We start from the raw sequence: 25,147 nt of genomic DNA, 5'->3' as shown, positions 1-25,147 counted from the left end.
GACAGGCGGAAAGGGGGGCTCATTCGCTCGCCTCGGCCGCGATCCAGTTCTGCCAGACGTGGATCGTGTGCGGTGCCTCGGGGTGATCGAGGAGCCAGAGGACGTAGCCGGCATGCCGCCGCGCCCACGGGTTGCCGGACCGGGTGGCAGCGTCCAGCCTGCGGCGCAGATCCTCACTGTCAACGGCTCGGGCGACGCGCACGTACTCGCGGTCCTTGCAGCGGTAGGCCCGCTGAACGACGGTCTCGACCAGGTCGGTGAGCTTCGCTCTGACCGCCTCGCCGTGGCCTGCGACCGCCACGTCCCGGATGAGGCTCTGTTTTGTGCCCCACTTCTTGGCGTGCCGGGTCCACTCCTGCGGATACCGTGCCTCCCACTCCAGGAAGAGGAGCGCATAGGGCAGGCCCTGCCATGCCCTGATGTCTCCGGGCGGGCGGTTCCACAACGCGTCGGGCAGTGAGGACTTTCCGGCTTCGACGTACCGCTCATATGCCTTCAGGAGGGCCGGATCTCGCCACTGTCCCTGTCCGCCGAGCGGCAGCGTCGAGTGCCACAACTCGTTGAACCGGCCAAGAGCACCCTGGACGTTCCCCTGTGCGTCGGCAAGCAGGTCCAGTGCCGCACCCCGTTCGACGGGATCGTCGGCGATCAGCCCGAACGCCCAGCCCAACCGGGCGTTCCACACCTGCGCGTCGTCCACGCCGGCACCCGCATCCGCACTCGCACTCGCATCCCCGTCCGTGTCCTTTGCCACGCAGGAGATCCTCCCTCAGTCGCTGCGCCGAGGTGCGCCGAACCCGACTCGGAACTCCTCGGGCCGAAGCGGCGGCACCGGCAAGCAGGGTGACACCGCGGGGAGTTGGCGCGGAGATGAATGTGCGCCCAACTCCTTCCGTAGGACATGTGACATGTGCCATTGTACTGACGGTCGCGTTCGAGGTCGTGCTCATGTCATGAACTGATCCGGTTGTCCGGGCCCCGGGCGCGCCATCCCCCACCGCCGCGCAATGTCGCGCGGCACCACACCGCTGGGAGGCGGCACGTGAAGAACCGTTTGGTTCGACAGAGATTGACCGGCTTGTCCACCGTGGCCCTGGCGGCCTGTCTGGGTGTCGGCATGCTTGCCGCACCGAGCCTGGCCGCCGAGCCCCGGCCCTCCACACCGGCGGCCGTCACCACGACTGCTGCCGCGGGCAAGGCCGTTGCTCCTGGGACGCCCGAGCCGGGCGGCCCCGCTGCGCAGGCCCTCACCGCACCCGTACAGGACCCCGGCCACATAGGCGGCACGGCCCTGAAGCCCGCCGACCGGGCGCCGCAGACCGCGTCCAAGGACGCGCTGAAGCGCGACTACGACGACCCGCGTGCCACCGCGCCGAGCCACCCGGCCCCCTCGATGAAGGCCAAGGCCCGCTCCGCCGCGAAGGCCGCCGGCATCGCCCCTGCCGCCGCCTGCTCCGTCGCCGACTTCACCAGCCGTACCGGCAGCGACCTGGTGCAGCAGATCAAGTCGTCGACGACCGACTGCGTCAACACCCTGTTCACGGTCAAGGGCAACGACGGCTACCTCGCCTTCCGCGAGGCCCAGATGGTCACCGTCGCCAACGCCCTGCGCGACGGATCGGCCGCGTACCCGGGTGACAGCAGCACCGGGATGCCCCAGCTGGTGCTGTTCCTCCGGGCCGGCTACTACGTGCAGTACTACGACCCCGCCACCGTCGGCGACTACGGCGACGCGCTCCGCACCGCCATCCAGGGCGGGCTCGACGCCTTCTTCGCCTCCGCGCACGCCTTCGACGTCACGGACGCCAACGGGGAAACCCTGTCCGAAGCCGTCATCCTCATCGACAGCGCCGTGCAGAACGCCCGCTACCTGAGCGTCGTCAAGCGCCTGCTCGCCGACTACGACTCCTCGTACAACAGCTCCTGGTACATGCTGAACGCCGTCAACAGCGTCTACACGGTGACCTTCCGGGGTCATCAGGTGCCCGAGTTCGTCAGCGCCGTCGAGGCCGATCCCAGCCTGCTCGACTCGCTCGCCGGCTTCGCCCGCGATCACCTCGACCTGCTGGGCACGGACCGCGCCTACCTGACCTCCAACGCCGGGCGCGAGCTCGCGCGCTTCCTCCAGGAGGAGTCGCTGCGGTCCAAGGCGCGACCGCTCGTCATCGACCTGCTCGGCCGGAGCTCCCTCACGGGCCCGACCGCACCGCTCTGGGTCGGACTCGCGGACATGGCCAACTACTACGAACCGGACAACTGCGCCACGTACGGCACCTGCGACCTGGCGGCACGGATCAAGAGCGCCGTCCTTCCCGTCGAGTACACCTGCAGCGACAGCATCCGCATCCTCGCCCAGCAGATGTCCTCGTCCGACCTCTCGGCCGCCTGTACCAGCCTGAAGGGCCAGGACGCCTACTTCCACGAGATCGCCCGTGACAGCGGACCGGTCGCCGACGACAACAACACCACCATCGAGGTGGTCGTCTTCGATTCGAGCACCGACTACCAGACCTACGCCGGAGCCATCTACGGCATCGACACCAACAACGGCGGCATGTACCTGGAGGGCGACCCGGCAGCGGCCGGCAACCAGCCGCGCTTCATCGCCTACGAGGCCGAATGGGTGCGCCCGGACTTCCAGATCTGGAACCTCAACCACGAGTACACGCACTACCTCGACGGCCGGTTCAACATGTCCGGCGACTTCGAGGACGGCCTCACCACGCCGACCATCTGGTGGGTCGAGGGCTTCGCGGAGTACGTCTCCTACTCCTACCGTGATGTGACCTACGACGACGCCGTCACCCAGGCCGCCGCGCACACCTACACCCTGAGCTCCCTGTTCGACACCACCTACGAGAACGCCGACCAGACGCGCATCTACAACTGGGGCTACCTGGCGGTCCGTTACATGCTCCAGTCGCACCGCGCCGACATGGACACGCTTCTGGGCCTCTACCGCAGCGGCGACTGGAACGCCGCCCGCACCCTGCTCACCTCCACCATCGGCAGCCGCTACGACACCGACTGGAACACCTGGCTGACGGCGTGTGCGGGTGGCGCCTGCGGAACCAGCACCAACCCGCCGACCGATCCGTCGGCCGAGTGCACCGCGAGCGATGTCCGGGAGCTCGGTCAGGACTGTGTCCGGAGCGGGCTGCAGGCCACCCAGGGCAACTACTCCTACCTGTACCTCTACGTGCCCGCCGGAACCGCCCGGCTCACCATCACCATGAGCGGCGGCACGGGCGACGCCGACCTCTACTACAACGCCAACGGCTGGGCCACCACCAGTGCCTACACCTCACGGTCGACCGGCACCGGAAACGCCCACACGCTGACGGTCGAGAACCCGGCGGAAGGAGCGCACTACATCAGTCTCTACGCCGTGCAGGACTTCGGCGGGGCGAAGGTCTCCACGCAGTACTGACCGGTCCCTGAGGGTCACGGACGCGGCCGACCGCGCCCGTGGCCCTCAGAGCAGTCGCAGGGTGCCGGGGGCGGTCTCGTCCCGGATGATCTCCAGCAGCCGGTCGAAGAGCGTCGGCCCCAGGCCGGCCTCGGCCCGCGCCAGTTCCTGCCGCAGCCGCGGCAGGTTGCTCGCATGGGCGCGGCCGGACAGGCCGCGGAGATGGCGCGCGGTCTCCTCGTGGCCCAGAGCGCGCGCCGACAGGGCGTGGCCCCGCCACTCGATGACGAAGTCGCCGTCGTCCGGCGTGCCCATCCCGCCTCTCAGGCAGTCCGCGAAGGCGTCGAGATTCCGGCCGAAGTAGCCGCCCGGCCCGTTCACCGCCTCGCCGATCACGTCCCAGAAGCGATCGAGGCCGGTGACCTCGGAGCCGTCGATCACATAGGTCACGGTCATGGGGGGAGCGTACAAGTACGCCGCTCCGGAGGTCCGCGCCGCAGGTGGGGGGCTACGGCGCGGACCGGACCGGGGGAGCGGCCCGGAAGGACCCGTCGGCCTCTCAGCAGCCGTGGTCGACGAGGTCGAAGGTCTCGTAGTGGTCGGCGGTGTAGTAGTCCTCCTGGACCTCCTCGCCCGTGACGATGCGTCGCGCACCGCGGGTCGGGGAGCCGGGGGTGATCACGGTGTACTCGTGGTAGTAGCCGGTGCTCTGTCCGGGCAGGACGCCTTCGCGGTTCTGGAAGACGGTCCCGTCCTGGTCGTACGGGAAGGGTCCGCCGGCGTCGATGAGATCGAGGGTGTCGTGGGCCTGGGACGGCAGCGCGGAATAGCAGATGCTGCCGACCGAGGTGGTCGCGGCGGTCGCGGTCGCCGCGACGGGGCCGCCGACGAAGAGGACGGACAGGAGGGCGGCGACGCCGCCGAGCGTGGTGATCCGTGGGGGGATTCGCATAGTCACCATGATGACGCGCGTAGACCTGGTCCCGTCAACGCCAACAAGGGTGAATTTTTCGGAAGTTAACAGAGAAGAAGGTGAACGAGGAGGGCGGACGGTCGCTCCGCGCGAGCCGGCGCAAGCCCGGCGCGCCGGGCGCATTCAGGGGCTGACGGAGCGCCAAATGCGGTCCGGGACCGTGCGCGCGGCCTCCTCGATGTCGATGTCGCCGACCGAGAGCCAGCGGCGTGCGATCCCCGTCACCGGGCCCAGGATCAGCGATTCCACCACGGGCAGGGGGAGATCCACGAGTTGGCCCGATTCCTGATGGGCGCGCAGCCAGGCCGCGAGAGGGGCCAGCCGGGCCTCCTGGGCCCCGCGGATCTGACGGGCGCGTGCGGTGGTCTCGCGGTCCACGGTGGCGGAGTGCATGAGCCGCGCCGCGTCCGGGTGGACCTGGATGAAGGTCAGGTAGGTCCGCACCACCGCGTGGATGCCGGTCCGGGCGTTCCCGGCCCGTGCGAGCTCCCCGCCCAGCTCGTCGAGGAGGCGGCCCAGCCAGGATTGCGCGAGCGCGGCCACCACGCCCGGGAGGCTGCCGAAGTGGTGGTAGATGCTTCCCGCGCTGACGCCGCTGGCCGAGGTGAGCGCGCCCAGGGTGAGCCCGGCTTCGCCGTCCGACGCGTAGAGGTCCAGCGCGCAGTCGAGTACGTGCGCGGCAGTGGCCTCACCGCGTTGCTGCTTCGGACTCATCGATGCCGCCCCGGCTCCCGGTTCCGGCGTCCCCTCATGGGCCCGCCCGCCGGTACCCAGAGTAGAAGAATGTTCCAGAATTAATTCCGGAAGCAGTTCCAATAGTTACGTGCTGTGCCCCAGACTGAGCACTTGCCGCTCCAAGCCGCCTCTGTACAAGGCGGTTTCAAGGGGCGGTGGCGGTCCCGGGGGGACTGCGCGGCGGGACTCACGGGAGAGTGCTCGAACATGACCAGCGTGCACAACGACAGCCACGGGGACGGCGAGGACAACCTCGACGGCGGCATCAAGCCGCTGGCCGCCACCGACCCGGTCCGCATCGGGCCCTACCTGCTGCTCGGCAGACTCGGTGCGGGGGGCATGGGCCGGGTCTACCTGGCCCGTTCCGAGGGCGGCCGCACGGTCGCGGTCAAGGTGGTGCACTCCGAGCACGTCGCGGACCCGCAGTTCAGGGCCCGCTTCCGCCGTGAGGTCGATGCGGCGAGGCGCGTGGGGGAGCGCTACACCGCGCCCGTACTGGACGCAGCCCCCGACGCGGAGTACCCCTGGGTGGCCACGGGTTATGTCCCGGGGCTCTCCCTGGAACAGGTGGTCCGGGGCCATGGTGCGCTCCCCGCCGCGTCCGTACTCGCCCTTGCCGACGGGCTTTTGCGCGCACTCAACGACATCCATTCGGCCGGCATCGTCCACCGCGACCTGAAGCCGTCGAACGTGATGCTCACGGTCGAGGGGCCCAAGGTCATCGACTTCGGGATCGCCCGCGCTGTCGAAACGTCCGTCGATTCCCTTCTCACCAGCACGGGAATGGTGATCGGATCGCCCGGCTTCATGGCACCGGAGCAGATCCGCGGCGAGAGCGCGGGCCCGAAGAGCGACGTGTTCACCCTCGGCTGCGTGCTCACGTATGCGGCGACCGGCACGCTCCCCTTCGGCAACGGGGTGAGCAACCAGCACGCGGTGATGTACCACATCGTCGAGGCCGAACCCGACATCGAGGAGGTCCGCGACGAGGCTCTGCGCACCCTGATCGGCCGCCTCCTGGCCAAGTCGGTCACCGAACGGCCCTCCGTGGACAAGCTGTTGGCCGAGCGCGGCAGCGAGGGCCCTGCCGCGGGGGCGTCGTGGCTGCCGGCCGGAGTGGTGAGCCACCTCGCGCGGCAGTCGGCGCGGCTCCTGGACGCGGAGGCGGCGCCGGTGCGGCAGGAGGGCGTCGACCGAGGGACGGTGGACCTGCGGGCGCCGGCGGACGTCGCCGTGGTCGCCTCCGTCGGTGGGACGGCCGAGCCGAAACGCAAGCGGGACGAGCGACGCCGCCCATGGTTCGTGGCCGTTCCCCTGGTCGTGGTCCTGGGCGGGGGAGGCGGCACGCTGGCGATCCTGCAGCCGTTCGGCGGCGACAGCGACCGTGGCATCCACGCGTCCCCGTCCAGCGGTGCGACGGCCCCTTCGGTGCCGGGGTCGCCGTCGGCACCGCACAGCTCACCTCCCCCGAGCGACAGGAGTCCCCAGGCGTCCGGCGGCAAGAAGGACGACGACCGGAAGGACGGCGAGGACGGGAAGGGAAGCGGGGACGCCGGAGGCTCGGCCGGCGGTGCGGGAACACCGGACGGCGGCGGTACGTCCGCCGTGGGCGGCTCCGGCGCAGGTTCCTCCGGTGACGGCACCGATGCGACGGACGGCGGGAGTTCGAGCAGCGGAGGATCGAGCGGTGGGAGTACGGGCGGCGGAGGATCAGTCAGCACCTCGGGCAGCACGTCGGGCTCCACGAGCGGCTCCGGCAGCACCTCCGGGTCCACCACGACCGGTTCGGGAGGCGCTTCGGGCTCCACGGGCGGATCAGGGGGCGGGAGTACGGTGCCGTCGTCGTTCGCGGGCACCTGGAAGTACGGCGACGCGTACAACGTGGGGCAGCCGGGCACGATCACCATCTCCGGGTCGGGTGTGGTGCGTCTGACCGACTTCCCGGTCAACAACTGCCCGTACGAGGCCAAGGTGACGTCCACGGCGAACGGCAACAGCCGTATCAACGTCGGCACGGCCAAGCTCGTCGGCGCCAACCCCGGCTACTGCTACGCCACGCTCGACGCGTCGTACTTCACCCTCAACGGCAGCGGCGTCCAGCACAACGTCGGCGCCGCCCATGCCGACGGCTACTACTACAAACGGGCCTGACGTCCGCAGAAAGCCGCCCTGAGGAACGCTGGAATCGCCGCCCTTGTGAGGCACCGACAAGCGTGACAGCGCGTAGGCGGGGCATGCATTGCGTGAGCACCTTCGATAACAGGGGGCGATTCACTGTGTGGGCGGGGGAGACGATGGGGCGTCAGGAACTGGCCCGACTGCATCGCAGAGTCGGCCGTGCCGATCTGGCGGCCGTCGCGGAAGTGCGGGGCGCGGTGCGGGAATTGCTGCGATACCGATGGAAGGAGGAGCCCGCGCAGGTGGCTGAACTGCTGCTCAGCGAGCTCGTGACCAACGCGCTGGTCCATACGGACGACGGAGCGGTCGTCGCCGTCAGCGTGGAGCCGCAGAAGCTGCGCGTGGAAGTACGGGACTTCGTCCCGGGCATGCCCGTGTCGCACGTACCGAACGCCGACGACGGTACGCACGGCAGGGGACTTGTCCTGGTGGAGAGCCTCGCGGACTCCTGGGGAATCAGCCCGCACGCCCTGGGCAAGGTGGTCTGGTTCGAACTGGACGGCGAACGGCCCTGACGGTCTTGTCGGATCGTCAGGGCCGTGTCCCGCAGGTCCGCCGGCCGGCACTTCAGCCGAACTGCTGCTCCAGGTCCTTCAGTTTCTGCTCCAGAGAGTCGAGTCTGGGCAGTGCCTGGGTGTCGTCCTCGGGGGTGAGGTCGACCGCTCTCGGATCGGGCGCCCCCAGCTCAGGGACGTCCCTCGAGTTCGGGCCGTTCACGGCTTGCAGGGATGGCCGGGGTCGCAGGGGCAGCTGACCCGGCTCGGATATGGCGGGCTCCGCGACGGACTGCGCGGAGCCCGTCGCGGGGGCGATGGCCTGGACGTCCACCTGGGCGCTGCCCCGGCCGACCCGTCCCCAGGCCCGGTTCTGCCGGTTCAGGGCCTTGATCTGTGCCCGGTCCAGCTTCTCCTGGTCCCGCCTGCGGAGACGGTTCTGCTCGTTCTCCCGGCGGTCCTCGCGTACTTCGTCGACCGCTTCGTCCAGCGTGCGTACGCCTTCGAGCAGCATCAGCGACCAGGCGCCGAAGGTCTCCCGGGGTGCACGCAGCCACCGTACGATCCGGATCTGCGGCAACGGACGGGGCACCAGGCCCTGTTCGCGCAGCGCTGCCACTCGGGTCTGTTTCAGCGCCCGGTCGAAGAGCACGGCCGCCGAGAGCGACATCCCCGCGAAGAAGTGCGGGGCGCCCGCGTGGTTCAGGCCGCGCGGCGCGTGCACCCAGTTGAACCAGGCGGCGGCACCGGCGAAGGTCCACACCAGCAGCCGCGAGCCGAGCGCGGCGTCCCCGTGGCTGGCCTCACGCACGGCGAGCACGGAGCAGAACATCGCCGCCCCGTCGAGGCCGAACGGCACCAGATACTCCCAGCCTCCGGAGAGGCCGAGATTCTGTGTGCCGAAGCCGACGAGTCCGTGGAAGGACAGTGCGGCGGCGACCGCAGCACAGCAGAACAGCAGAACGTACGAAGCGGTCGCGTACAGCGCCTCCTTGCGTCTGCGCCGGTCCTCGCTGCGTTCCCAGGTGTCGTCGGCCGCGGATGTGTCAGAGGCGCGCTTGCCGCGCGCGACCACCGCCACCGCCGCCATGACCCCCGCCAGCAGCACGGCGGCCGGAAGCAGCCAGTCAAGCGATATGTCGGTCAGTCTCATGCACGATCCCTTGCATCGCGATAGGGCGTTTCGGCGCCATCGTGCCGGGGATTTCGTCGCGTCCAGGCGGTTTCGGGGCAAGAGAACGCCAACGGGGTGGCAGAGCCGCCGGATAACCGCGATTTGGTCGAATGACCGTATGCCGCAGAGGAGTTGTGTTCGATTTATGCCACTCGTGCGGGCGGCGTGGATCGTCGATCCGCACCACGCCCGCGGGCCGTGCGGATCAGGGGGCGGGCGTCAGCTTCCGGACCCGGTCCGCGTCGCAGGTGCGCGGGCAGGTGACACAGGTGTCCTCGGGCCGCACCGTGTAGAACATGCAGCAGCTCGCCCGGTCCCGGGTGGGCAGCGACTCCCCGTTCGGTCCGGTCAGCTCGCGGAAGCCCGCCGTGCCGACGTACGGCTTCGTGGTGCCCGGCAGGAGCGCCTCCAGCTCGGCCATCGCGCGCCGTTCCTCGCCGAGGAGATGGGCGATGTACCAGAGGCCCTCGACGATCTCGTCCGTCGCCATGCCCCACAGCGCCCGCTTGCCGCGCCGCATCCGCGGGCCGAAGCCGTCGAGGACCGGGCCGAGGTGTTCGGCCACGGACGCGAGCACCTCGGCGCGCAGTGCGGCCTCGTCCGCCACCACGCGCGCACCCGGCAGCTCCGCCGCCGGATCGCCGGGCAGGCAGGCGAATTCCCGCACCCGTACGGTCAGATGGCCCAGCGCCCGGTGGAAGGCGACGCCCTCGACCGGGATGCGCGGCACCCGCCGGTGCAGGAACCACGGCACCGTCACCAGCAGACAGGCCGGCCATGCGTAGCGGTGCAGTCCGAAGCCGGCGACCACATCGGGCCTGGCCTGCTGCCCGTAGTCCCGCAGCACCTGCGCGTCGTCCCAGGCGAGGAAGGCGTCGAGCCCGCTGCCACCCGCCGCGAGCTCGTGGGCGCCCACCCAGCCGGCGCCGCCGGGGGAGGTCTCGCCGTCCGTCAGCGCCTCGGCGCGCAGCCCGGGAAAGACCTCGGCCAGACGCGTGTACGCGTCCGTCACCGCCGAGGTCGTCATGTCGGGGAGCAGAGTGGGCAGGGTCATGCAGGGACCACCGAATCACGATCGTTTGCAGGTTAGCCTTACCTTACCCGACCCGATCGATGTTTGAACTGCAGCCTCCTCCGCCTATCGTGCACACGAGGCGCCGCGCACGCGAGCCGCGCCCGCGACCGGCCGAGGAGGTACCCGTGGAGCAGGGCAGAGCCCGTGAGGACATGTGGACACCGCATGCGTCCGCCGCGCCCATGACCGCCTCCTCGTCCCTCCGGGTGCCCGAGCAGGCCCGTGGCGAGCACACCCACAACGAGTTGCCCGCCCCCCGGACCCCGGTGCAGCGGCACTCCGTGCGCGGTCAGATCCTGGACGCCCTGCGCGCCGCCCTCGTCGACGGCGAGCTGACCCCCGGGCAGGTCTACTCCGCCCCGGCGCTGGGCGCCCGTTTCGGGGTCTCCGCCACTCCCGTGCGCGAGGCGATGCAGCAGCTGGCCGTGGAAGGGGCCGTCGAGGTCGTGCCGAACCGCGGCTTCCGGGTCGCCGAGCGCGGGCCCGGCGAGCTGGCCGAGCTGGCCGAGGTGCGGGCGCTGCTCGAAGTACCCGTCATGCTGCGGCTCGCCCGCACCGTCCCGCCGGCCGGCTGGTGCGCCCTGCGCCCGCTGGCCGACGCCACCGTCGCGGCGGCGGCCGTCGGGGACCGGGCGAGCTACGCGGAGGCGGACCGGGCCTTCCACGGGGCGGTGCTCGCCCTCAACGGGAACGCCCAGCTGGTGATGGTGGCCGACGAACTGCACCGCCGCTCCCAGTGGCCCCTGGAGGGCAACCCCGTCACCCGCCGCGCCGATCTGCTGGCGGACGCCGCCGAGCACACGGCCCTGCTGGACGCGCTGGTCGCCCAGGACGTGACCGTCGTGCAGTCGCTCGTACGCGAACACTTCACCGGCGCGGACCGCTGACCTTCCCGCATCCGCTGCCGCCACAGCGGACGGCTGTGGGTAGCCTGTGCGGCTCATCGCATGATCGTTTTCGAGGGGGCAGGGATGATACGGAGCCGAGGGCTGCGAGGGGTGTCCGCGCTGCTGGTGGTGCTGGGACTGGCGGCGGCGGGCTGTTCCGGGTCCGGCAGGTCCGACGGGAAGCCTCCGGCGACGCCCGCCGCAGCGACGCCCTCGCCGAGCGCGAGCCCCACGCGTACACCTGAGGGTTCCGCCGCGCCCTCGCCGGCGTCCTCCGTGCCCCCGACGCCCTCCGCGCCCCGGTCCGCCTCCGCTACCGCCCCCGCCGCGGCCGCCGTCTCCGTGCCGCCGACGAGGAAGCCCGCACCGCCGAAATCCCCGGTCGCGCCGCCGCCGCAGCGCGACGGCGGCAGCGGGCAGAACGGGAATCCCGCCACCGCGGTGCCGCAGAACCCGAACCGCGGCCCGAACCCGCCGCCCGCTCCGCCGCGACCGACGCCGACCCCCGAGTGGAGCGACGCGGGCTGGAAGCCCGGCGACCCGGTCGAGGACCGTACCTGACGGTCCTGGCCCGGCGACCCGGTCGAGGACCGTACCTGACGGTCCTCGTGCCAGGCCCGCGCTCAGTTCGCCTCGGCCGTCTCCGGGGCTGGCGGGGTCAGGTGCGGGGCCAGCCAGCTGGGGACGCCGCCCAGGAGGCGGAAGAGGCGGCCCGCCTCGGCGCGCAGGCGCGCAGCCGCCTCCGGCTCCGGTTCGGTGTCCGCCAGCGCGATGAGGGCCGGGGCCGTACCGACCAGGTAGCCCAGCTCCTCCCTTATCCGCAGCGACTCGGCGAACCCGTGCCGGGCCTCGGCCAGTTCGCCCTCGCGCAGCGAGAGCAGGGCGAGATGGCGCCAGGTGGAGGAGAGCAGCAGTTCGTCACCCTGGGCCGTGGCGCCGGCGTGCGCCCTGCGGTACGCGGCGCGGGCGGCCTGTGGCGAGTCGGCGATGTTCTGCGCGATCAGGCCCCGGCGGAAGTCGAGCAGCGGGCGTGCCGGGGCGGCGGGGGAGAGCAGGGCCGCGGACCGGCTCAGCGCGACACGGGCCTCGTCGGCCCGGTCCCGTACTCCGAGAAGGGTCGACGCGTACGCCAGGTGCCCCCGTTCGCAGGCCGCGGCCCCGCGTTCGGCGTCGTCGTGGGCCATGGCCTCGGCGGTGCGCAGCGCGTCCTCGGCGTCGGTCCAGCCCTCCCCGGTGTAGAGACACCGCTCGGTCAGCAGCGCCGTGCGCTGGAGGGCCGCGGCCGGGTCGGTGGCGGCGTCGTGTTCGAGCAGTGCCGCGGCGTCCGTCCAACAGGCGCGTGACCGCAGCCGCCATACCGCTGTCCGGAGCGGCGGATCGTCATCAGCTGTCGTTCCGGAACCAGACATGGCGGTGTCCGCCACATTGCCCTCCCCGAGCGCGCCATCGAGCTGTGGAGAACGTCCGGCAACTGGGCCGGATGCTCTGAGTCTGGCCGCATCACAGCACGGAATGGCACGCCGGGCCAAGGGGTCGAGGCAATGTCAGGTGAAACTTTTCACAATCAGCGGGAGTCCGTGGTAGCCGCTGCGGCCCCCCGGAGTCAGCTCATACGCAGGGCCAGGAAGAAATCGAGCTTGTCCTCGAGCCGGGAAAGGTCACGGCCCGTCAACTGCTCGATTCGCCCGATCCGGTAGCGCAAGGTGTTGACGTGGAGGTGCAGCCGGGCCGCACAGCGAGTCCATGAACCGTCGCAGTCCAGGAACGCCTCCAGAGTCGGGATCAGCTCCGCGCGGTGGCGCCGGTCGTAATCGCGCAGCGGGTCGAGCAGCCGTGCGGTGAACGCACGACGCACATCGTCGGGGACGAACGGCAGCAGCAGGACGTGCGAGGCCAGCTCGTGGTGGCCGGCCGCGCAGACCCGCCCCGGACGGGCCGCCGCCACCCGGCGGGCGTGCCGGGCCTCCTCCAGGGCGCCGCGCAGCCCCTCGGCCGAATGCACCGAGGCGCTGACACCCAGTGTCAGGCGCCCGTCGTCGGCGAGGCCCGCGGAGAGCGGGGCGCGCACGGCGGCCAGCAGGGCGTCGGCGTGCAGCGCGGGGTCGGCCTTCGGGGCCTCCCCCTCGGCCTCGTCCGCCTCCGGCAGGGCGTCGGCGAGGGCGGGCAGCGGTACGAGCGCGATGGCCTCGTCACCCGAGTGGGCGACCGCGATCCGGTCCGCGGAATCCGGCCCGGTCACCGCCGGGTCGACCAGGATCTCCTCCAGCAGGGCCTGGGCGACCGGCCCGCCCGCGATGCCGGAACCGGCGCCGCCGGGCGCGTCCGGCTCGTCCCACTCGACCCGGGCCACCACCACCTGCCAGTGCGGCGCACTTCCGAGCCCGGGCAGCAGGACCGGGGCGGCGACCCGCAGCCTGGCGGCGATCTCGGCCGGCGGTGCACCGGCCTGCACCAGCTCCAGGACCTCCTGGGCGAGCCTGCGGCGCACCGTGCGGGCCGCGTCGCGCCGGTCCCGTTCCACCGCGATCAGCTGGGTGACGCCCTGGAGCAGGTCGAGCCGGGCGGCCGGCCAGTCGCCCGCGTCCGCCTCGACGGCCAGCAGCCAGTCGGAGAGCACCGACTCCCGCACATCGCGGGAGGCCGGCCCGGCGCCTCTGCCGTGGTTGCGGATCGGGAAGAGCGAATACGTCGCCCCGTCGACGGTGGCCCGGTGCGGGGCGCGGCGGCCGGAGCGCACCGCGGCCAGATGCAGCCCGGCCAGCTCCGCACCCGCCGGTCCCGACAGCGGTGCACCCGCGCCCGCGATCTGCCGGCCGGTGGGCGAGAGCACCCAGGCGTGCAGATCGAGGTCGGAGCCGAGTAGATCGAGGACCACCTCGGGCCCGCCGCCCGTCGGCCCCGAGGTCATCAGCCTGCGGTGCCGGTCCACCACCGCGGCCAGGTCACCCGCCCGCTCGCCGGACACCTGGCGCACCACATGCTCGGTGATCGTTGCGAACGCGACGGTCTCGTTCACGGCGAAGAGCGGCAGCCGGTGGCGGCGGCACGCCTCGATCAGGTCGTCAGGGATGGCTCCGAGCTCCGCCTCGCCCGCCGCGAGCCCGGCGACCCCGGCCCCCGACAGGATCCGTACGAACGGCTCCGAGTCCGTCGCGTCCCGGTGCCAGGCCAGTCCGGTCAGCACCAGCTCGCCGCCCGTGAGGTAGCGGCTGGGGTCCTTCAGGTCGGTGGTCATCACGCCGCGGACCGACCGGTCCAGCTCCTCGTCGCCGCCGAGCAGCCGCAGGCCCAGCGCGTCGGTCTCCAGCAGTGCGCGCAGCCGCATCTCGTCGCCGCCGATCTCATTCGTTGGTGCGGGTGAAAACTGGGTATTGCGGTGAGGTCACCGATCCCCGCCATTCGTTCGAATCTACAAGACGAGCGAGGAGAGCAGCCAACTCCTTCATGGTTTCGGTGACTGCACCAGGTGGAGCAGGGCTTGTGTACTGAGTCACACACCGCGTGAACAAGACATGAACAAGTCGAGGGCCGGCCGTCTCCAGCCCCCAGCGAACAACTCGATTGAGAAGAAGAGAGCCACTCATGGACTTCCTTCGCCCCGCCAGCTGGGAGGAGGCGCTCGCCGCCAAGGCCGAGCACCCTACGGCTGTGCCCATCGCGGGCGGCACCGATGTGATGGTCGAGATCAATTTCGACCACCGGCGGCCCGAGTACCTCCTGGACCTGAACCGCATCGGTGACCTGTCCGAGTGGGAGGTGGGCCAGGAGAGCGTACGGCTCGGCGCCTCTGTCCCGTACAGCGCCATCATGGAGCACCTGCGCGCCGAGCTGCCCGGACTGGCGCTCGCCTCGCACACCGTCGCCTCGCCGCAGATCCGCAACCGCGGCGGCGTCGGCGGCAACCTGGGCACCGCCTCGCCCGCCGGAGACGCCCACCCGGCGCTGCTCGCCGCGGGCGCCGAGGTCGAGGCCGAGTCCGTGCGCGGCACCCGGATGATTCCGATCGACGCCTTCTACACCGGCGTCAAGCGCAACGCCCTGGAGCCGGACGAGCTGATCCGGGCCGTGCACATCAAGAAGGCCGACGGGCCGCAGCAGTACTCCAAGGTCGGCACCCGCAACGCGATGGTCATCGCCGTCTGCGCCTTCGGCCTGGCCCTGCACCCCGAGACCCGCACGGTTCGCACCGGCATCGGATCCGCCGCCCCGACACCCGTACGGGCGAAGGAGGCCGAGGACTTCCTGAACGCCGCGCTGGAGGAGGGCGGGTTCTGGGACAGCCGGACCATCATCACACCCTCCGTCGCCAAGCAGTTCGCCACGCTCGCCGCGGCCGCCTGCAACCCGATCGACGACGTGCGCGGCACCGCGAGCTACCGCAGGCACGCGGTCGGGATCATGGCCCGCCGGACCCTCGGCTGGACCTGGGAGACGTACCGCGGCAACGGCCGCAGCACCGAAGGAGCTGCCTGATCATGCGCGTCAATTTCACGGTCAACGGCCGCCGGCACGAGGCCGACGACGTCTGGGAGGGCGAGTCCCTCCTGTACGTCCTGCGTGAGCGGATGGGCCTGCCCGGTTCCAAGAACGCCTGCGAGCAGGGCGAGTGCGGCTCCTGCACGGTCCGCCTGGACGGGGTCCCGGTCTGCTCGTGTCTGGTCGCCGCCGGCCAGGTCGAGGGCCGCGACGTCGTCACCGTCGAAGGTCTCGCCGACTTCGCCGCCCACCGCTCCGAGGCCCACCCCGGCACCGGCTGCGCGTCGGGCGCCTGCGGCGTCACGGTCGACCAGGCGCAGCGGTGGAAGGCCAAGCCGTCCGGCGAGGAGCACCGCGACACCGGTGAGCTCTCCCCGATCCAGCAGGCGTTCATCGACGCCGGAGCCGTCCAGTGCGGCTTCTGCACCCCCGGCCTGCTGGTCGCCGCCGACGAACTCCTGGAGCGCACCCCGGAGCCCTCCGACGCGGACATCCGCGAGGCGCTCTCCGGCAACCTCTGCCGCTGCACCGGCTACGAGAAGATCCTCGACGCGGTCCGCCTCGCGGCCGCCCGCGCGGAAGAAACGGTCTAGACGATGGGCGTTACCGGTTCCCCCAACAGCATCAACCAGGGCACCCGCACCAAGGGCGGCATCGGCGAATCCACGCTGCGCCCCGACGGGATCCTGAAGGTCACCGGCGAGTTCGCGTACTCCTCGGACATGTGGCACGAGGACATGCTCTGGGGCCACACCCTGCGCTCCACCGTCGCGCACGCCGAGATCGTCTCGATCGACACCTCCGAGGCGCTCGCCACCTCCGGCGTCTACGCCGTACTCACCTACGACGACCTGCCGACCGCGGTGAAGAACTACGGCCTGGAGATCCAGGACACCCCCGTCCTCGCCCACGGCAAGGTCCGCCACCACGGCGAGCCGGTGGCGCTCGTCGCCGCCGACCACCCGGAGACGGCCCGCCGTGCCGCGGCGAAGATCCGGATCGACTACCGCGAGCTCCCGGTCATCACCGACGAGGCCTCCGCGACCGCCCCCGACGCGATCCTCGTCCACGAGGGCCGCGACGACCACCACATCGGGCACGTACCGCACCCCAACATCGTCCACCGCCAGCCGATCGTCCGCGGCGACGCGGAGGCGGCGAAGGCACGCGCCGACGTGGTGGTCAGCGGCGAGTACGTCTTCGGCATGCAGGACCAGGCCTTCCTCGGCCCCGAGTCCGGTCTCGCCGTGCCGTCCGAGGACGGCGGCGTGGACCTGTACGTCGCCACCCAGTGGCTGCACTCGGACCTCCGCCAGATCGCCCCCGTCCTCGGGCTGCCCGAGGACAAGGTCCGTATGACGCTCTCCGGCGTCGGCGGCGCGTTCGGCGGGCGCGAGGACCTGTCGATGCAGATCCACGCCTGCCTGCTGGCGCTGCGCACCGGCAAGCCGGTGAAGATCGTCTACAACCGCTTCGAGTCCTTCTTCGGACACGTCCACCGTCACCCCGCCAAGCTCTGGTACGAGCACGGCGCCACCCGTGACGGCAAGCTGACCCACATGAAGTGCCGCATCGTGCTGGACGGCGGGGCCTACGCCTCCGCCTCGCCGGCCGTCGTCGGCAACGCCTCCTCGCTCGCCGTCGGCCCGTACGTCATCGAGGACGTCGACATCGAGGCGCTCGCCCTCTACACCAACAACCCGCCGTGCGGCGCGATGCGCGGCTTCGGCGCGGTCCAGGCCTGCTTCGCCTACGAGGCGCAGATGGACAAGGTCGCCTCCGAACTCGGCATGGACCCCGTCGAGTTCAGGCAGCTCAACGCCATGGAGCAGGGCACCCTGCTGCCGACCGGACAGGTGGTCGACTCGCCCGCCCCGGTCGCCGAACTGCTGCGCCGGGTCAAGGCCAGGCCGCTGCCGCCGGAGCGTCAGTGGGAGAGCGCCGGCGAGCACGCCGACGTGCGCGCACTGCCCGGCGGGCTCTCCAACACCACGCACGGCGAAGGTGTCGTACGCGGTGTCGGATACGCGGTCGGCCTGAAGAACGTCGGCTTCTCCGAGGGCTTCGACGACTACTCCACCGCCCGGGTGCGCATGGAGGTCATCGGCGGCGAACCCGTCGCGACCGTGCACACCGCCATGGCGGAGGTGGGCCAGGGCGGCGTCACCGTGCACGCCCAGATCGCCCGTACCGAACTGGGTGTCTCCCAGGTCACCATCCACCCGGCCGACACCCGCGTCGGTTCGGCGGGTTCGACCTCCGCCTCCCGGCAGACGTACGTCACCGGCGGCGCCGTGAAGAACTCCTGCGAGGCCGTCCGCGAGCAGGTCCTGGAGATCGGCCGCCGCAAGTTCGGTACGTACCACCCCGCCTGGGCCACCGCCGAACTCCTGCTGGAGGGCGGCAAGGTCGTCACCGACGGCGGCGAGGTTCTGGCCGACCTGGCCGATGTGCTGGAGGGCGAGGCGGTCGACGTCGAACTGGAGTGGCGCCACCGGCCCACCGAGGCCTTCGACCTGCGTACCGGACAGGGCAACGGCCACGTCCAGTACTCCTTTGCCGCGCACCGTGCGGTCGTCGAGGTCGACACCGAGCTGGGCCTGGTCAAGGTCATCGAACTGGCCTGCGCCCAGGACGTCGGCAAGGCGCTCAACCCGCTCTCCGTCATCGGCCAGATCCAGGGCGGCACCCTCCAGGGCATGGGCATCGCCGTCATGGAGGAGATCGTCGTCGACCCGAAGACCGCGAAGGTGCGCAACCCGTCCTTCACGGACTACCTCCTTCCCACCATCCTCGACACCCCGACCATCCCGGTCGACGTGCTCGAACTCGCCGACGACCACGCCCCGTACGGGCTCCGTGGTGTCGGCGAGGCCCCCACCCTGTCGTCGACCCCGGCCGTCCTCGCGGCGATCCGGAACGCGACGGGGCTGGAGCTCAACCGGACCCCGGTCCGCCCGGAGCACCTCACCGGCACCTGACCGGAGCTCCTCCACAGCTCTCCGGGCGGTGCGCGCCTCCAGGGAACGTCACACTTCCTCCGCCCGTACCGCCCGGAGAACCCAAGTTCCGCACCGCTAGCGGCCCTTGACCTGATGTACGCAGTTCCCTTTCCCCATGCATGAACAGTTCGTCTCGGGCCGTCCCCCGGGTCGTGCAGCCAGAGCATTCATCCCAAATCCCGCATCTCCACTCACCATCGCGGGTGCCCCTGTGAACCTTGGGAGTCAGGCATCATGACCCAGCAGTCAGTGGAACCGAAGACCGGCGCGGAGGACGCGGGCCCGGGCTCGCGCGTCCCCGCGGGCAGATCATGGCTCGACCGGTACTTCCACATATCCGAACGCGGATCGACCGTGGCCACCGAAGTGCGCGGCGGCGTCACGACCTTCATGGCCATGGCGTACATCCTGCTGCTCAACCCGCTGATCCTCGGCGGCAAGGACGTCGACGGCAACCTCCTCAGCCAGCCCGGTCTGATCACCGCCACCGCGCTCGCCGCGGCGGCGACCACCCTGCTGATGGGCTTCGTCGGCAAGGTCCCCCTCGCGCTCGCCGCGGGACTCAGCGTCTCCGGTGTCCTGTCCTCACAGGTCGCCCCGGAGATGACCTGGCCGCAGGCCATGGGCATGTGCGTGATGTACGGGCTGGTGATCTGCCTGCTGGTGGTCACCGGTCTGCGCGAGCTGATCATGAACGCGATCCCGCTCCCGCTGAAGCACGGCATCACCATGGGCATCGGGCTCTTCATCGCCCTCATCGGCCTCTACAAGGCCGGCTTCGTCCAGAAGGGCACGGCCACTCCCGTCTCCCTCGGCCCGACCGGTGAACTCGCCGGCTGGCCCGTCCTCGTCTTCGCGGTGACCCTGCTGCTGATCTTCATGCTGCAGGCCCGCAACATCCCCGGCGCGATCCTCATCGGCATCGTGGTCGGCACCGTCGTCGCCGTCGTGATCAACAAGGTCGCCCACGTCGACCCGAAGATCTGGAGCAGCGGCCCGCCCGAGCTCACGGGCTCGGCGGTCTCCTCACCCGACTTCTCGCTCTTCGGGGACGTCGAGTTCGGCGGCTGGGGCGACGTCGGCGCGATGACCGTCGGCTTCATCGTCTTCACCCTGGTGCTGGCCGGCTTCTTCGACGCGATGGCCACCATCATCGGTGTCGGTACGGAGGCCAAGCTGGCCGACGACAAGGGCCGGATGCCCGGCCTGTCCAAGGCGCTGTTCATCGACGGCGCGGGCGGTGCGATCGGCGGCGTCGCCGGTGGCTCCGGCCAGACGGTCTTCGTCGAGTCGGCGACCGGTGTGGGAGAGGGCGCCCGGACCGGGCTCGCCTCCGTCGTCACCGGGCTCTTCTTCGCCGCATGCCTCTTCTTCACCCCGCTCACGGCGATCGTGCCGGCCGAGGTGGCGTCCGCCGCCCTGGTCGTCATCGGCGCCATGATGATGCAGAACGCCCGGCACGTGGACTGGAGTGACCGCTCGGTGGCCATCCCGGTCTTCCTGACCGTGGTCCTGATGCCGTTCACGTACACGATCACCACCGGTGTGGCCGCGGGCGTCATCAGCTACGTCGCCATCAAGGCGGCGCAGGGCCGGGCCCGTGAGGTCGGCGCCTTCATGTGGGGGCTGACGGCGATCTTCGTCATCTACTTCGCCCTGCACCCGATCGAGAGCTGGCTCGGCGTCAGCTGACGCCGCCGCTCCACACATCCGCCAAGGAGACCGAGATGCTGGACATCGCCGAGGAGCTCGACCGATGGGCCGGGCAGGGACGCGACTTCGCCGTCGCCACCGTCGTCGCCGTCGGCGGCAGTGCGCCCCGGCAGCCGGGTGCGGCGCTCGCCGTCGACCGTGACGGCACGGTGATCGGCTCGGTCTCCGGCGGGTGTGTGGAGGGCGCGGTGTACGAACTGTGCCAACAGGCCCTCGACGACGGCATCACCGTACGGGAGCGGTTCGGCTACAGCGACGAGGACGCCTTCGCGGTGGGCCTGACCTGCGGCGGCGTCATCGACATCCTGGTGACCCCGGTCAGGGCGGACGACCCCGCCCGCCCGGTGTTCGCCGCCGCGCTCGCCGCCGCCTCGCGGGGGGAGGCGGCGGCGGTGGCCCGGATCACCGACGGCCCCGCCGAACTCCTCGGCCGGCCCCTGCTGGTCCACCCCGACGGCGGTTACGAGGGCGGGCTCGGCGGACACCCGGAGCTGGACCGCACCGCGGCGGCCGAGACCCGGGCGATGCTGGACGCGGGCCGCACCGGAACCCTCACCATCGGCGCGGACGGCTCGCAGTGCGGGCAGCCGCTCACCCTGCTCGTCGAGTCCAGCGTCCCGCCGCCCCGGATGATCGTGTTCGGGGCCATCGACTTCGCCTCCGCACTGGTACGGGCCGGGAAGTTCCTCGGCTACCACGTCACGGTGTGCGACGCGCGCCCCGTCTTCGCCACGAAGGCGCGATTCCCGGACGCCGACGAGCTGGTCGTCGACTGGCCGCACCGCTACCTGGCCGCCACCGGCGTGGACGCCCGCACCGTCCTGTGCGTCCTGACGCACGACGCCAAGTTCGACATCCCGCTCCTGGAGGCGGCACTGAAGCTGCCGGTCGCCTACGTCGGCGCGATGGGCTCGCGCCGCACCCATCTGGAGCGCAACGACCGGCTGCGCGACGCCGGCGTCACCGAACTGGAACTGGCCAGGCTGCACTCGCCGATCGGCCTCGACCTCGGCGCCCGTACACCCGAGGAGACGGCCCTCTCGATCGCCGCCGAGATAGTCGCCGACCGCCGCGGCGGCAGCGGTGTCCCGCTGACCGGCGCCCATACCCCGATCCATCACACCGGCACCCCGGCACCGGCCGGGCGCATCGCCTCCGTGGCCTGACGGCGGGTACCCCGGGCCGGTTCGGGAACAGGCGGGAAGCCGCCGCGGCGGCTTCCCGCCAGCGAGAGTCGATGACGTACCGGTGCGCCAACCGGTAAATCATGTGCATGACTTCGACACCCTCCACACCCGCCGGCCGGGCGAGACCCGCTCGCGCGCGGCGCAGAGCCCTCCTCATAGCGACCTCCGTCGCCCTGGTGAGCGGTGCGCTGCTGCCCGTCACGGGTTCCGCGTCCGCCGCCGAGGGAACCGCGCCGTCCGCCGACCGCCCGGCCGCTCCTGTCCATGAGTACGACATCACCCTGGTCACCGGCGATGTCGTCCACTACGCCGACGGCGCGGGCAAGCAGGACACCGTCACGGTGGACCGCCCCGACGGTGCGACCGGCGGCGTGCACGTCCAGCAGGCCGGGGACGACATCTACGTCCTGCCCGACGAGGCCGGAAGCCTGATCGCCGCCGGCAAGCTGGACCGCCGCCTCTTCAACGTCTCCGCGCTCGCGAAGATGGGCTACGACGACAAGAAGTCCGGCGGCATCCCGCTGATCGCCACCTACCCGGAGAGCAAGGCCCGTTCGCTGCCCGCCGCCCCGCGCGGCAGCAAGTCCGTCCGGACGCTGGAGTCCATCCACGGCGCGGCGCTGACGGCCGGCAAGGGCACCGCGCGCACCTTCTGGAACGACATCGCGAGGACGTCCACGGCCCGTTCGCTGGACAACGGCATCGCGAAGCTGTGGCTCGACGGCCGCGTCGAGGCCGCTCTCAAGGACTCCGTCCCGCAGATCAACGCCCCGCAGGCCTGGGCCGAGGGGTACGACGGCAAGGGCTCCAAGGTCGCCGTCCTGGACACCGGCATCGACGCCGACCACCCGGACGTCAAGGACCGCGTCCTGGAGTCCAAGAGCTTCGTCCCGGGCGAGGAGGTCGACGACAAGAACGGCCACGGCACGCACGTCGCGTCCACCATCGCCGGGTCCGGCGCCGCCTCCGACGGCGTCAACAAGGGCGTCGCCCCGGCCGCGGACCTGATCATCGGGAAGGTCCTCAGCGACGAGGGCTCGGGTGCCGACTCCGGCATCATCGAGGCGATGGAGTGGGCGAAGGCGGAGGGCGCCGACGTCGTCTCCATGAGCCTCGGCTCCAGCATCCCGGACGACGGTTCCGACCCGATGTCCCAGGCCGTGAACACCCTGTCCGCGGACGGCGGTCCGCTCTTCGTGATCGCCGCGGGCAACGCGTACGGCGCCGGCACCATCGGTTCGCCCGGCTCGGCGGAGAAGGCACTCACCATCGCCGCAGTCGACAAGCAGGACAACCGTGCCGACTTCTCGTCCATGGGTCCGCTGACCCGCTCCTACGGCCTCAAGCCGGACCTCTCCGCACCCGGCGTCGACATCAACGCGGCCGCCTCGCAGTCGGTCCCCGGCATCGAGGGCATGTACCAGTCGATGTCCGGTACGTCGATGGCGACCCCGCACGTCGCGGGCGCCGCCGCCATTCTGAAGGAGCGTCACCCCGACTGGTCCGGTCAGCGCATCAAGGAAGCGCTGATGACCTCGTCCAAGGTGCTGCCGGCCTACACGCCGTACGAGCAGGGAACCGGCCGCCTGGACGTGAAGGCCGCCATCGACACCACGATCGAGGCCACGGGGTCCGTCGCGGTCGCTTCGTACGACTGGCCGCACAGCGCCTCGGACCCGGTGTCCGAGCGGACGATCACCTACCGCAACACGGGTACCGAGGACGTCACCCTGGATCTGGCGACGGACAGTGAAGTCGACGCGTACACGCTGTCGGCCGAGCAGCTGACCGTCCCGGCGGGCTCGACCGCCGATGCGGTGCTCTCGCTCGATCCGTCGAAGGTCGCGAACAACACCACGTTCTCCGGACAGGTCATCGCGAAGGACGCCTCGGGCGCCGTCGTCGCGCACACCGGATTCGCCCTCGACAAGGAGCAGGAGCTCTACGACCTGACGCTCCAGCTCCGCGACCGCGCAGGCAAGCCGATGGACGGCCAGGTCGTCATCGCACAGCTCGGCGACCCCGAGCTCGGAGTCGTCGCGGTCCCCGGTGACATGACCCTGCGGCTGCCCCCGGGCAACTACACGGCCTGGTCCACAGCCGACATCAAGGGCGACACGGCCGACTCCCAGGCCCTCGCCTTCCTCGCCGCCCCCGAGATCATCCTCGACAAGCCCACCACCGTGGCGCTCGACGCGTCCAAGGCCCACAAGGTCAGCGTGCGGACACCGCAGGAGACCGAGACCCGCCAGTTGCGCTACGACATGGCGCGCACCGCACCGGACGGCACCGTCCAGCGCGACGCGTTCCAGATCCCGATGACGTACGACCAGCTGTGGGCGAGCCCGACCAAGAAGGTCACCCAGGGCAGCTTCTCCTTCCTGACGCGCTGGCGCCGAGGCGAGAAGCTGATCGACCTGACGGCCGACGGCCGCGATGTGCCGGTGGCCGTGCAGGGCGGTTCGCCCGTGGCCGAGGACAGCCGGCAGCGGCTCGACAGCGTCTTCGCGGGCGACGGCGCCACGGCCGACTACGCCGGTCTCGACGTCAAGGGCAAGGCGGTCGTGATCCGCAGCAGTGACACGGTGGCTCCCGCCGACCGGGCCGCCGCCGCGATCGCCGCGGGTGCGAAGGCCCTGTTCGTCGTCAACAGCGGCGACGGCGTCCTGATGGAGTCCTACGCCGACTACGGCACCACGCTGCCCATTCCGGTCGCCTCCGTCCAGCGCCTCGCGGGCGAGGGCCTCGTGAAGGCCGCCCAGCGCGGCAGGAAGGTGACCGTCGACCAGCGGAAGTTCGCGCGCTACGTCTACGACCTGGTCGACCGTCACGACGGCACGATCCCGGACCGCTCGCTCGCCTTCGCCCCGTCCACCCGGCAGCTCGCGAAGGTGGAGAACACCTTCTACGGCCACCGGGACGTCGTCGGCGGCGGCTACCGCTACGACATCCCCGACTACGGCTTCGGCATCGGCTTCGCCGAGTACGAGAAGTACCCGGCCACCCGCACCGAGTGGGTCAACCCCCTGCCGGGCGCCTCGTTCTGGTACGAGGACCACTCGGTCTTCAACGACGAGGGCTCGGACACCTCGCTGGAGGAGCGCAGCGGCGACCTGGACTACACGGCGGGCCGCACCTACCCCGCCGACTGGTTCGCGCCGATCACCCGGCCGCGACTGGGCACCGGCTACTGGGGACCGTTCCGGTCCTCGTACAACGACATCCAGTTCAACATCACGCCGTGGACGGACGCCGGCGCCGGCCACTCCGGCTCCATGCCCGACAAGGAGTACGACACCGGCACCATCGCCTTCTTCCAGGGCGACACCCTGCTGGACAAGTCCCCCGGCCGCGCGGGCTACGCCTGGGACCTCTCACCCGAGAAGACCCCGTACCGGCTGGTGCTCGACGCCTCGCGCGACGCGGACACCTGGAAGACCTCGGTGCGCACGCACACCGAGTGGAACTTCGTCTCCGGCGCGCTCGACCCCGAAGGGCCCTCGCAGGCCGACATCCCGATGCTTCAGCTGGACTACGACGTCGCCACCGACCTGGCCGGTGACGTGAAGGCCGGGAAGTGGACCGAGATCGGCCTGTCGTCCACCACGCAGGAGTGGCTGGAGGGCGCTGTGAAGGCGACGAAGGCCGCGCTGTCGGTCAGCTACGACGACGGGGAGACCTGGAGCGCGGTGCAGCTGAAGAAGGACGCGGCCGGTTCCTGGACCGCCCGGTTCAGGACCCCCGAGAAGGGCGCCACCGCTGTTTCGCTCAAGGCGCACACCGAGGCCGGCAACGGTCTCGCCGTGGACCAGGAGATCATCCGGGCCTTCGGCCTGAAATGACC

At 71.0% G+C, this 25,147-nt stretch carries 19 protein-coding genes; 10 read left to right on the top strand and 9 right to left on the bottom strand.

The window, feature by feature from the left end; genetic code table 11:
• Positions 1-19: 19 nt before the first annotated feature.
• The gene (locus tag OG912_RS03895; RefSeq protein WP_327708186.1) at positions 20-754 is read right to left on the bottom strand and encodes a hypothetical protein; all 735 of its coding nucleotides are present in this window, start codon (positions 752-754) and stop codon (positions 20-22) included.
• 288 nt (positions 755-1,042) lie between these two features.
• Here OG912_RS03895 and OG912_RS03890 point away from each other — a divergent pair, with 288 nt between their 5' ends.
• Positions 1,043-3,430, top strand: a complete 2,388-nt coding sequence (locus OG912_RS03890) for a M9 family metallopeptidase (RefSeq protein ID WP_327708185.1) — start codon at positions 1,043-1,045, stop codon at positions 3,428-3,430.
• Between the two features lie 45 nt (positions 3,431-3,475).
• Here OG912_RS03890 and OG912_RS03885 read toward each other — a convergent pair whose 3' ends face one another.
• The 3 genes from OG912_RS03885 to OG912_RS03875 form a co-directional block, all read right to left on the bottom strand.
• On the bottom strand, positions 3,476-3,865 hold the full coding sequence (locus OG912_RS03885; protein WP_327708184.1) for a barstar family protein: 390 nt from the start codon (positions 3,863-3,865) through the stop codon (positions 3,476-3,478).
• A gap of 103 nt (positions 3,866-3,968) precedes the next feature.
• Positions 3,969-4,361 (bottom strand): ribonuclease domain-containing protein, encoded by a 393-nt coding sequence (locus tag OG912_RS03880; RefSeq protein WP_327708183.1) that lies wholly within the window; start codon positions 4,359-4,361, stop codon positions 3,969-3,971.
• 144 nt (positions 4,362-4,505) lie between these two features.
• A complete protein-coding gene (locus tag OG912_RS03875) occupies positions 4,506-5,096 on the bottom strand; it encodes a TetR/AcrR family transcriptional regulator (protein ID WP_327708182.1) in 591 nt (196 codons plus the stop codon).
• A 228-nt stretch (positions 5,097-5,324) separates the two neighbouring features.
• Here OG912_RS03875 and OG912_RS03870 point away from each other — a divergent pair, with 228 nt between their 5' ends.
• Together OG912_RS03870 and OG912_RS03865 are read left to right on the top strand one after the other, a co-directional pair.
• Positions 5,325-7,268, top strand: coding sequence for a serine/threonine-protein kinase (locus OG912_RS03870; RefSeq protein ID WP_327708181.1), 1,944 nt, complete (start codon positions 5,325-5,327; stop codon positions 7,266-7,268).
• Positions 7,269-7,411: 143 nt separating this feature from the next.
• The gene (locus tag OG912_RS03865; protein WP_327708180.1) at positions 7,412-7,810 is read left to right on the top strand and encodes an ATP-binding protein; all 399 of its coding nucleotides are present in this window, start codon (positions 7,412-7,414) and stop codon (positions 7,808-7,810) included.
• 52 nt (positions 7,811-7,862) lie between these two features.
• Here the strand turns inward: OG912_RS03865 and OG912_RS03860 are convergent, their stop codons facing one another.
• Both OG912_RS03860 and OG912_RS03855 read right to left on the bottom strand, forming a co-directional pair.
• Positions 7,863-8,942 carry a DUF2637 domain-containing protein gene (locus OG912_RS03860; protein ID WP_326739648.1) on the bottom strand — a complete coding sequence of 360 codons (1,080 nt, stop codon included), beginning with the start codon at positions 8,940-8,942 and terminating at the stop codon, positions 7,863-7,865.
• Positions 8,943-9,168: 226 nt separating this feature from the next.
• Positions 9,169-10,017 carry a (2Fe-2S)-binding protein gene (locus OG912_RS03855; protein WP_327708179.1) on the bottom strand — a complete coding sequence of 283 codons (849 nt, stop codon included), beginning with the start codon at positions 10,015-10,017 and terminating at the stop codon, positions 9,169-9,171.
• 146 nt (positions 10,018-10,163) lie between these two features.
• Here OG912_RS03855 and OG912_RS03850 point away from each other — a divergent pair, with 146 nt between their 5' ends.
• The gene (locus OG912_RS03850; RefSeq protein ID WP_327708178.1) at positions 10,164-10,925 is read left to right on the top strand and encodes a GntR family transcriptional regulator; all 762 of its coding nucleotides are present in this window, start codon (positions 10,164-10,166) and stop codon (positions 10,923-10,925) included.
• A gap of 53 nt (positions 10,926-10,978) precedes the next feature.
• Here the strand turns inward: OG912_RS03850 and OG912_RS03845 are convergent, their stop codons facing one another.
• From OG912_RS03845 to OG912_RS03835, 3 genes are all read right to left on the bottom strand, one after another.
• The gene (locus OG912_RS03845) at positions 10,979-11,362 is read right to left on the bottom strand and encodes a hypothetical protein (protein WP_327708177.1); all 384 of its coding nucleotides are present in this window, start codon (positions 11,360-11,362) and stop codon (positions 10,979-10,981) included.
• A 186-nt stretch (positions 11,363-11,548) separates the two neighbouring features.
• A complete protein-coding gene (locus OG912_RS03840; protein ID WP_327713331.1) occupies positions 11,549-12,334 on the bottom strand; it encodes a hypothetical protein in 786 nt (261 codons plus the stop codon).
• A 194-nt stretch (positions 12,335-12,528) separates the two neighbouring features.
• Complete coding sequence (locus OG912_RS03835) at positions 12,529-14,250, bottom strand: PucR family transcriptional regulator (protein WP_327708176.1); 1,722 nt, start codon at positions 14,248-14,250, stop codon at positions 12,529-12,531.
• Positions 14,251-14,507: 257 nt separating this feature from the next.
• Here OG912_RS03835 and OG912_RS03830 point away from each other — a divergent pair, with 257 nt between their 5' ends.
• The 6 genes from OG912_RS03830 to OG912_RS03805 all read left to right on the top strand — a co-directional run bounded on the left by OG912_RS03830 (position 14,508) and on the right by OG912_RS03805 (position 25,145).
• On the top strand, positions 14,508-15,398 hold the full coding sequence (locus OG912_RS03830) for an FAD binding domain-containing protein (protein WP_327708175.1): 891 nt from the start codon (positions 14,508-14,510) through the stop codon (positions 15,396-15,398).
• A gap of 2 nt (positions 15,399-15,400) precedes the next feature.
• A complete protein-coding gene (locus OG912_RS03825) occupies positions 15,401-15,994 on the top strand; it encodes a (2Fe-2S)-binding protein (RefSeq protein ID WP_326739655.1) in 594 nt (197 codons plus the stop codon).
• Positions 15,995-15,997: 3 nt separating this feature from the next.
• Entirely contained in the window at positions 15,998-18,382 is a 2,385-nt protein-coding gene (locus OG912_RS03820) for a xanthine dehydrogenase family protein molybdopterin-binding subunit (protein WP_327708174.1), read from the top strand.
• 255 nt (positions 18,383-18,637) lie between these two features.
• Positions 18,638-20,095 (top strand): NCS2 family permease, encoded by a 1,458-nt coding sequence (locus OG912_RS03815; protein WP_327708173.1) that lies wholly within the window; start codon positions 18,638-18,640, stop codon positions 20,093-20,095.
• A 35-nt stretch (positions 20,096-20,130) separates the two neighbouring features.
• A complete protein-coding gene (locus OG912_RS03810; RefSeq protein ID WP_327708172.1) occupies positions 20,131-21,282 on the top strand; it encodes an XdhC family protein in 1,152 nt (383 codons plus the stop codon).
• Between the two features lie 107 nt (positions 21,283-21,389).
• Positions 21,390-25,145, top strand: coding sequence for a S8 family serine peptidase (locus tag OG912_RS03805; protein ID WP_327708171.1), 3,756 nt, complete (start codon positions 21,390-21,392; stop codon positions 25,143-25,145).
• Positions 25,146-25,147: the final 2 nt, after the last annotated feature.

The sequence above is a fragment of the Streptomyces sp. NBC_00464 genome, assembly GCF_036013915.1.
GTDB lineage: Bacteria > Actinomycetota > Actinomycetes > Streptomycetales > Streptomycetaceae > Streptomyces.
Note: the sequence above shows the minus strand (reverse complement) of the source record. Positions and strands in the feature narration are given on the sequence as shown.

What these genes read in the sequence shown, in the direction of transcription:
- OG912_RS03885 (WP_327708184.1), bottom strand. Translation starts at nt 3,865, where the DNA reads ATGACCGTGACCTATGTGATCGACGGCTCCGAGGTCACCGGCCTCGAT.
- OG912_RS03880 (WP_327708183.1), bottom strand. Translation starts at nt 4,361, where the DNA reads ATGCGAATCCCCCCACGGATCACCACGCTCGGCGGCGTCGCCGCCCTC.
- OG912_RS03875 (WP_327708182.1), bottom strand. Translation starts at nt 5,096, where the DNA reads ATGAGTCCGAAGCAGCAACGCGGTGAGGCCACTGCCGCGCACGTACTC.
- OG912_RS03870 (WP_327708181.1), top strand. Translation starts at nt 5,325, where the DNA reads ATGACCAGCGTGCACAACGACAGCCACGGGGACGGCGAGGACAACCTC.
- OG912_RS03865 (WP_327708180.1), top strand. Translation starts at nt 7,412, where the DNA reads ATGGGGCGTCAGGAACTGGCCCGACTGCATCGCAGAGTCGGCCGTGCC.
- OG912_RS03860 (WP_326739648.1), bottom strand. Translation starts at nt 8,942, where the DNA reads ATGAGACTGACCGACATATCGCTTGACTGGCTGCTTCCGGCCGCCGTG.
- OG912_RS03855 (WP_327708179.1), bottom strand. Translation starts at nt 10,017, where the DNA reads ATGACCCTGCCCACTCTGCTCCCCGACATGACGACCTCGGCGGTGACG.
- OG912_RS03840 (WP_327713331.1), bottom strand. Translation starts at nt 12,334, where the DNA reads ATGTCTGGTTCCGGAACGACAGCTGATGACGATCCGCCGCTCCGGACA.
- OG912_RS03835 (WP_327708176.1), bottom strand. Translation starts at nt 14,250, where the DNA reads ATGCGGCTGCGCGCACTGCTGGAGACCGACGCGCTGGGCCTGCGGCTG.
- OG912_RS03830 (WP_327708175.1), top strand. Translation starts at nt 14,508, where the DNA reads ATGGACTTCCTTCGCCCCGCCAGCTGGGAGGAGGCGCTCGCCGCCAAG.
- OG912_RS03825 (WP_326739655.1), top strand. Translation starts at nt 15,401, where the DNA reads ATGCGCGTCAATTTCACGGTCAACGGCCGCCGGCACGAGGCCGACGAC.
- OG912_RS03820 (WP_327708174.1), top strand. Translation starts at nt 15,998, where the DNA reads ATGGGCGTTACCGGTTCCCCCAACAGCATCAACCAGGGCACCCGCACC.
- OG912_RS03815 (WP_327708173.1), top strand. Translation starts at nt 18,638, where the DNA reads ATGACCCAGCAGTCAGTGGAACCGAAGACCGGCGCGGAGGACGCGGGC.
- OG912_RS03810 (WP_327708172.1), top strand. Translation starts at nt 20,131, where the DNA reads ATGCTGGACATCGCCGAGGAGCTCGACCGATGGGCCGGGCAGGGACGC.
- OG912_RS03805 (WP_327708171.1), top strand. Translation starts at nt 21,390, where the DNA reads ATGACTTCGACACCCTCCACACCCGCCGGCCGGGCGAGACCCGCTCGC.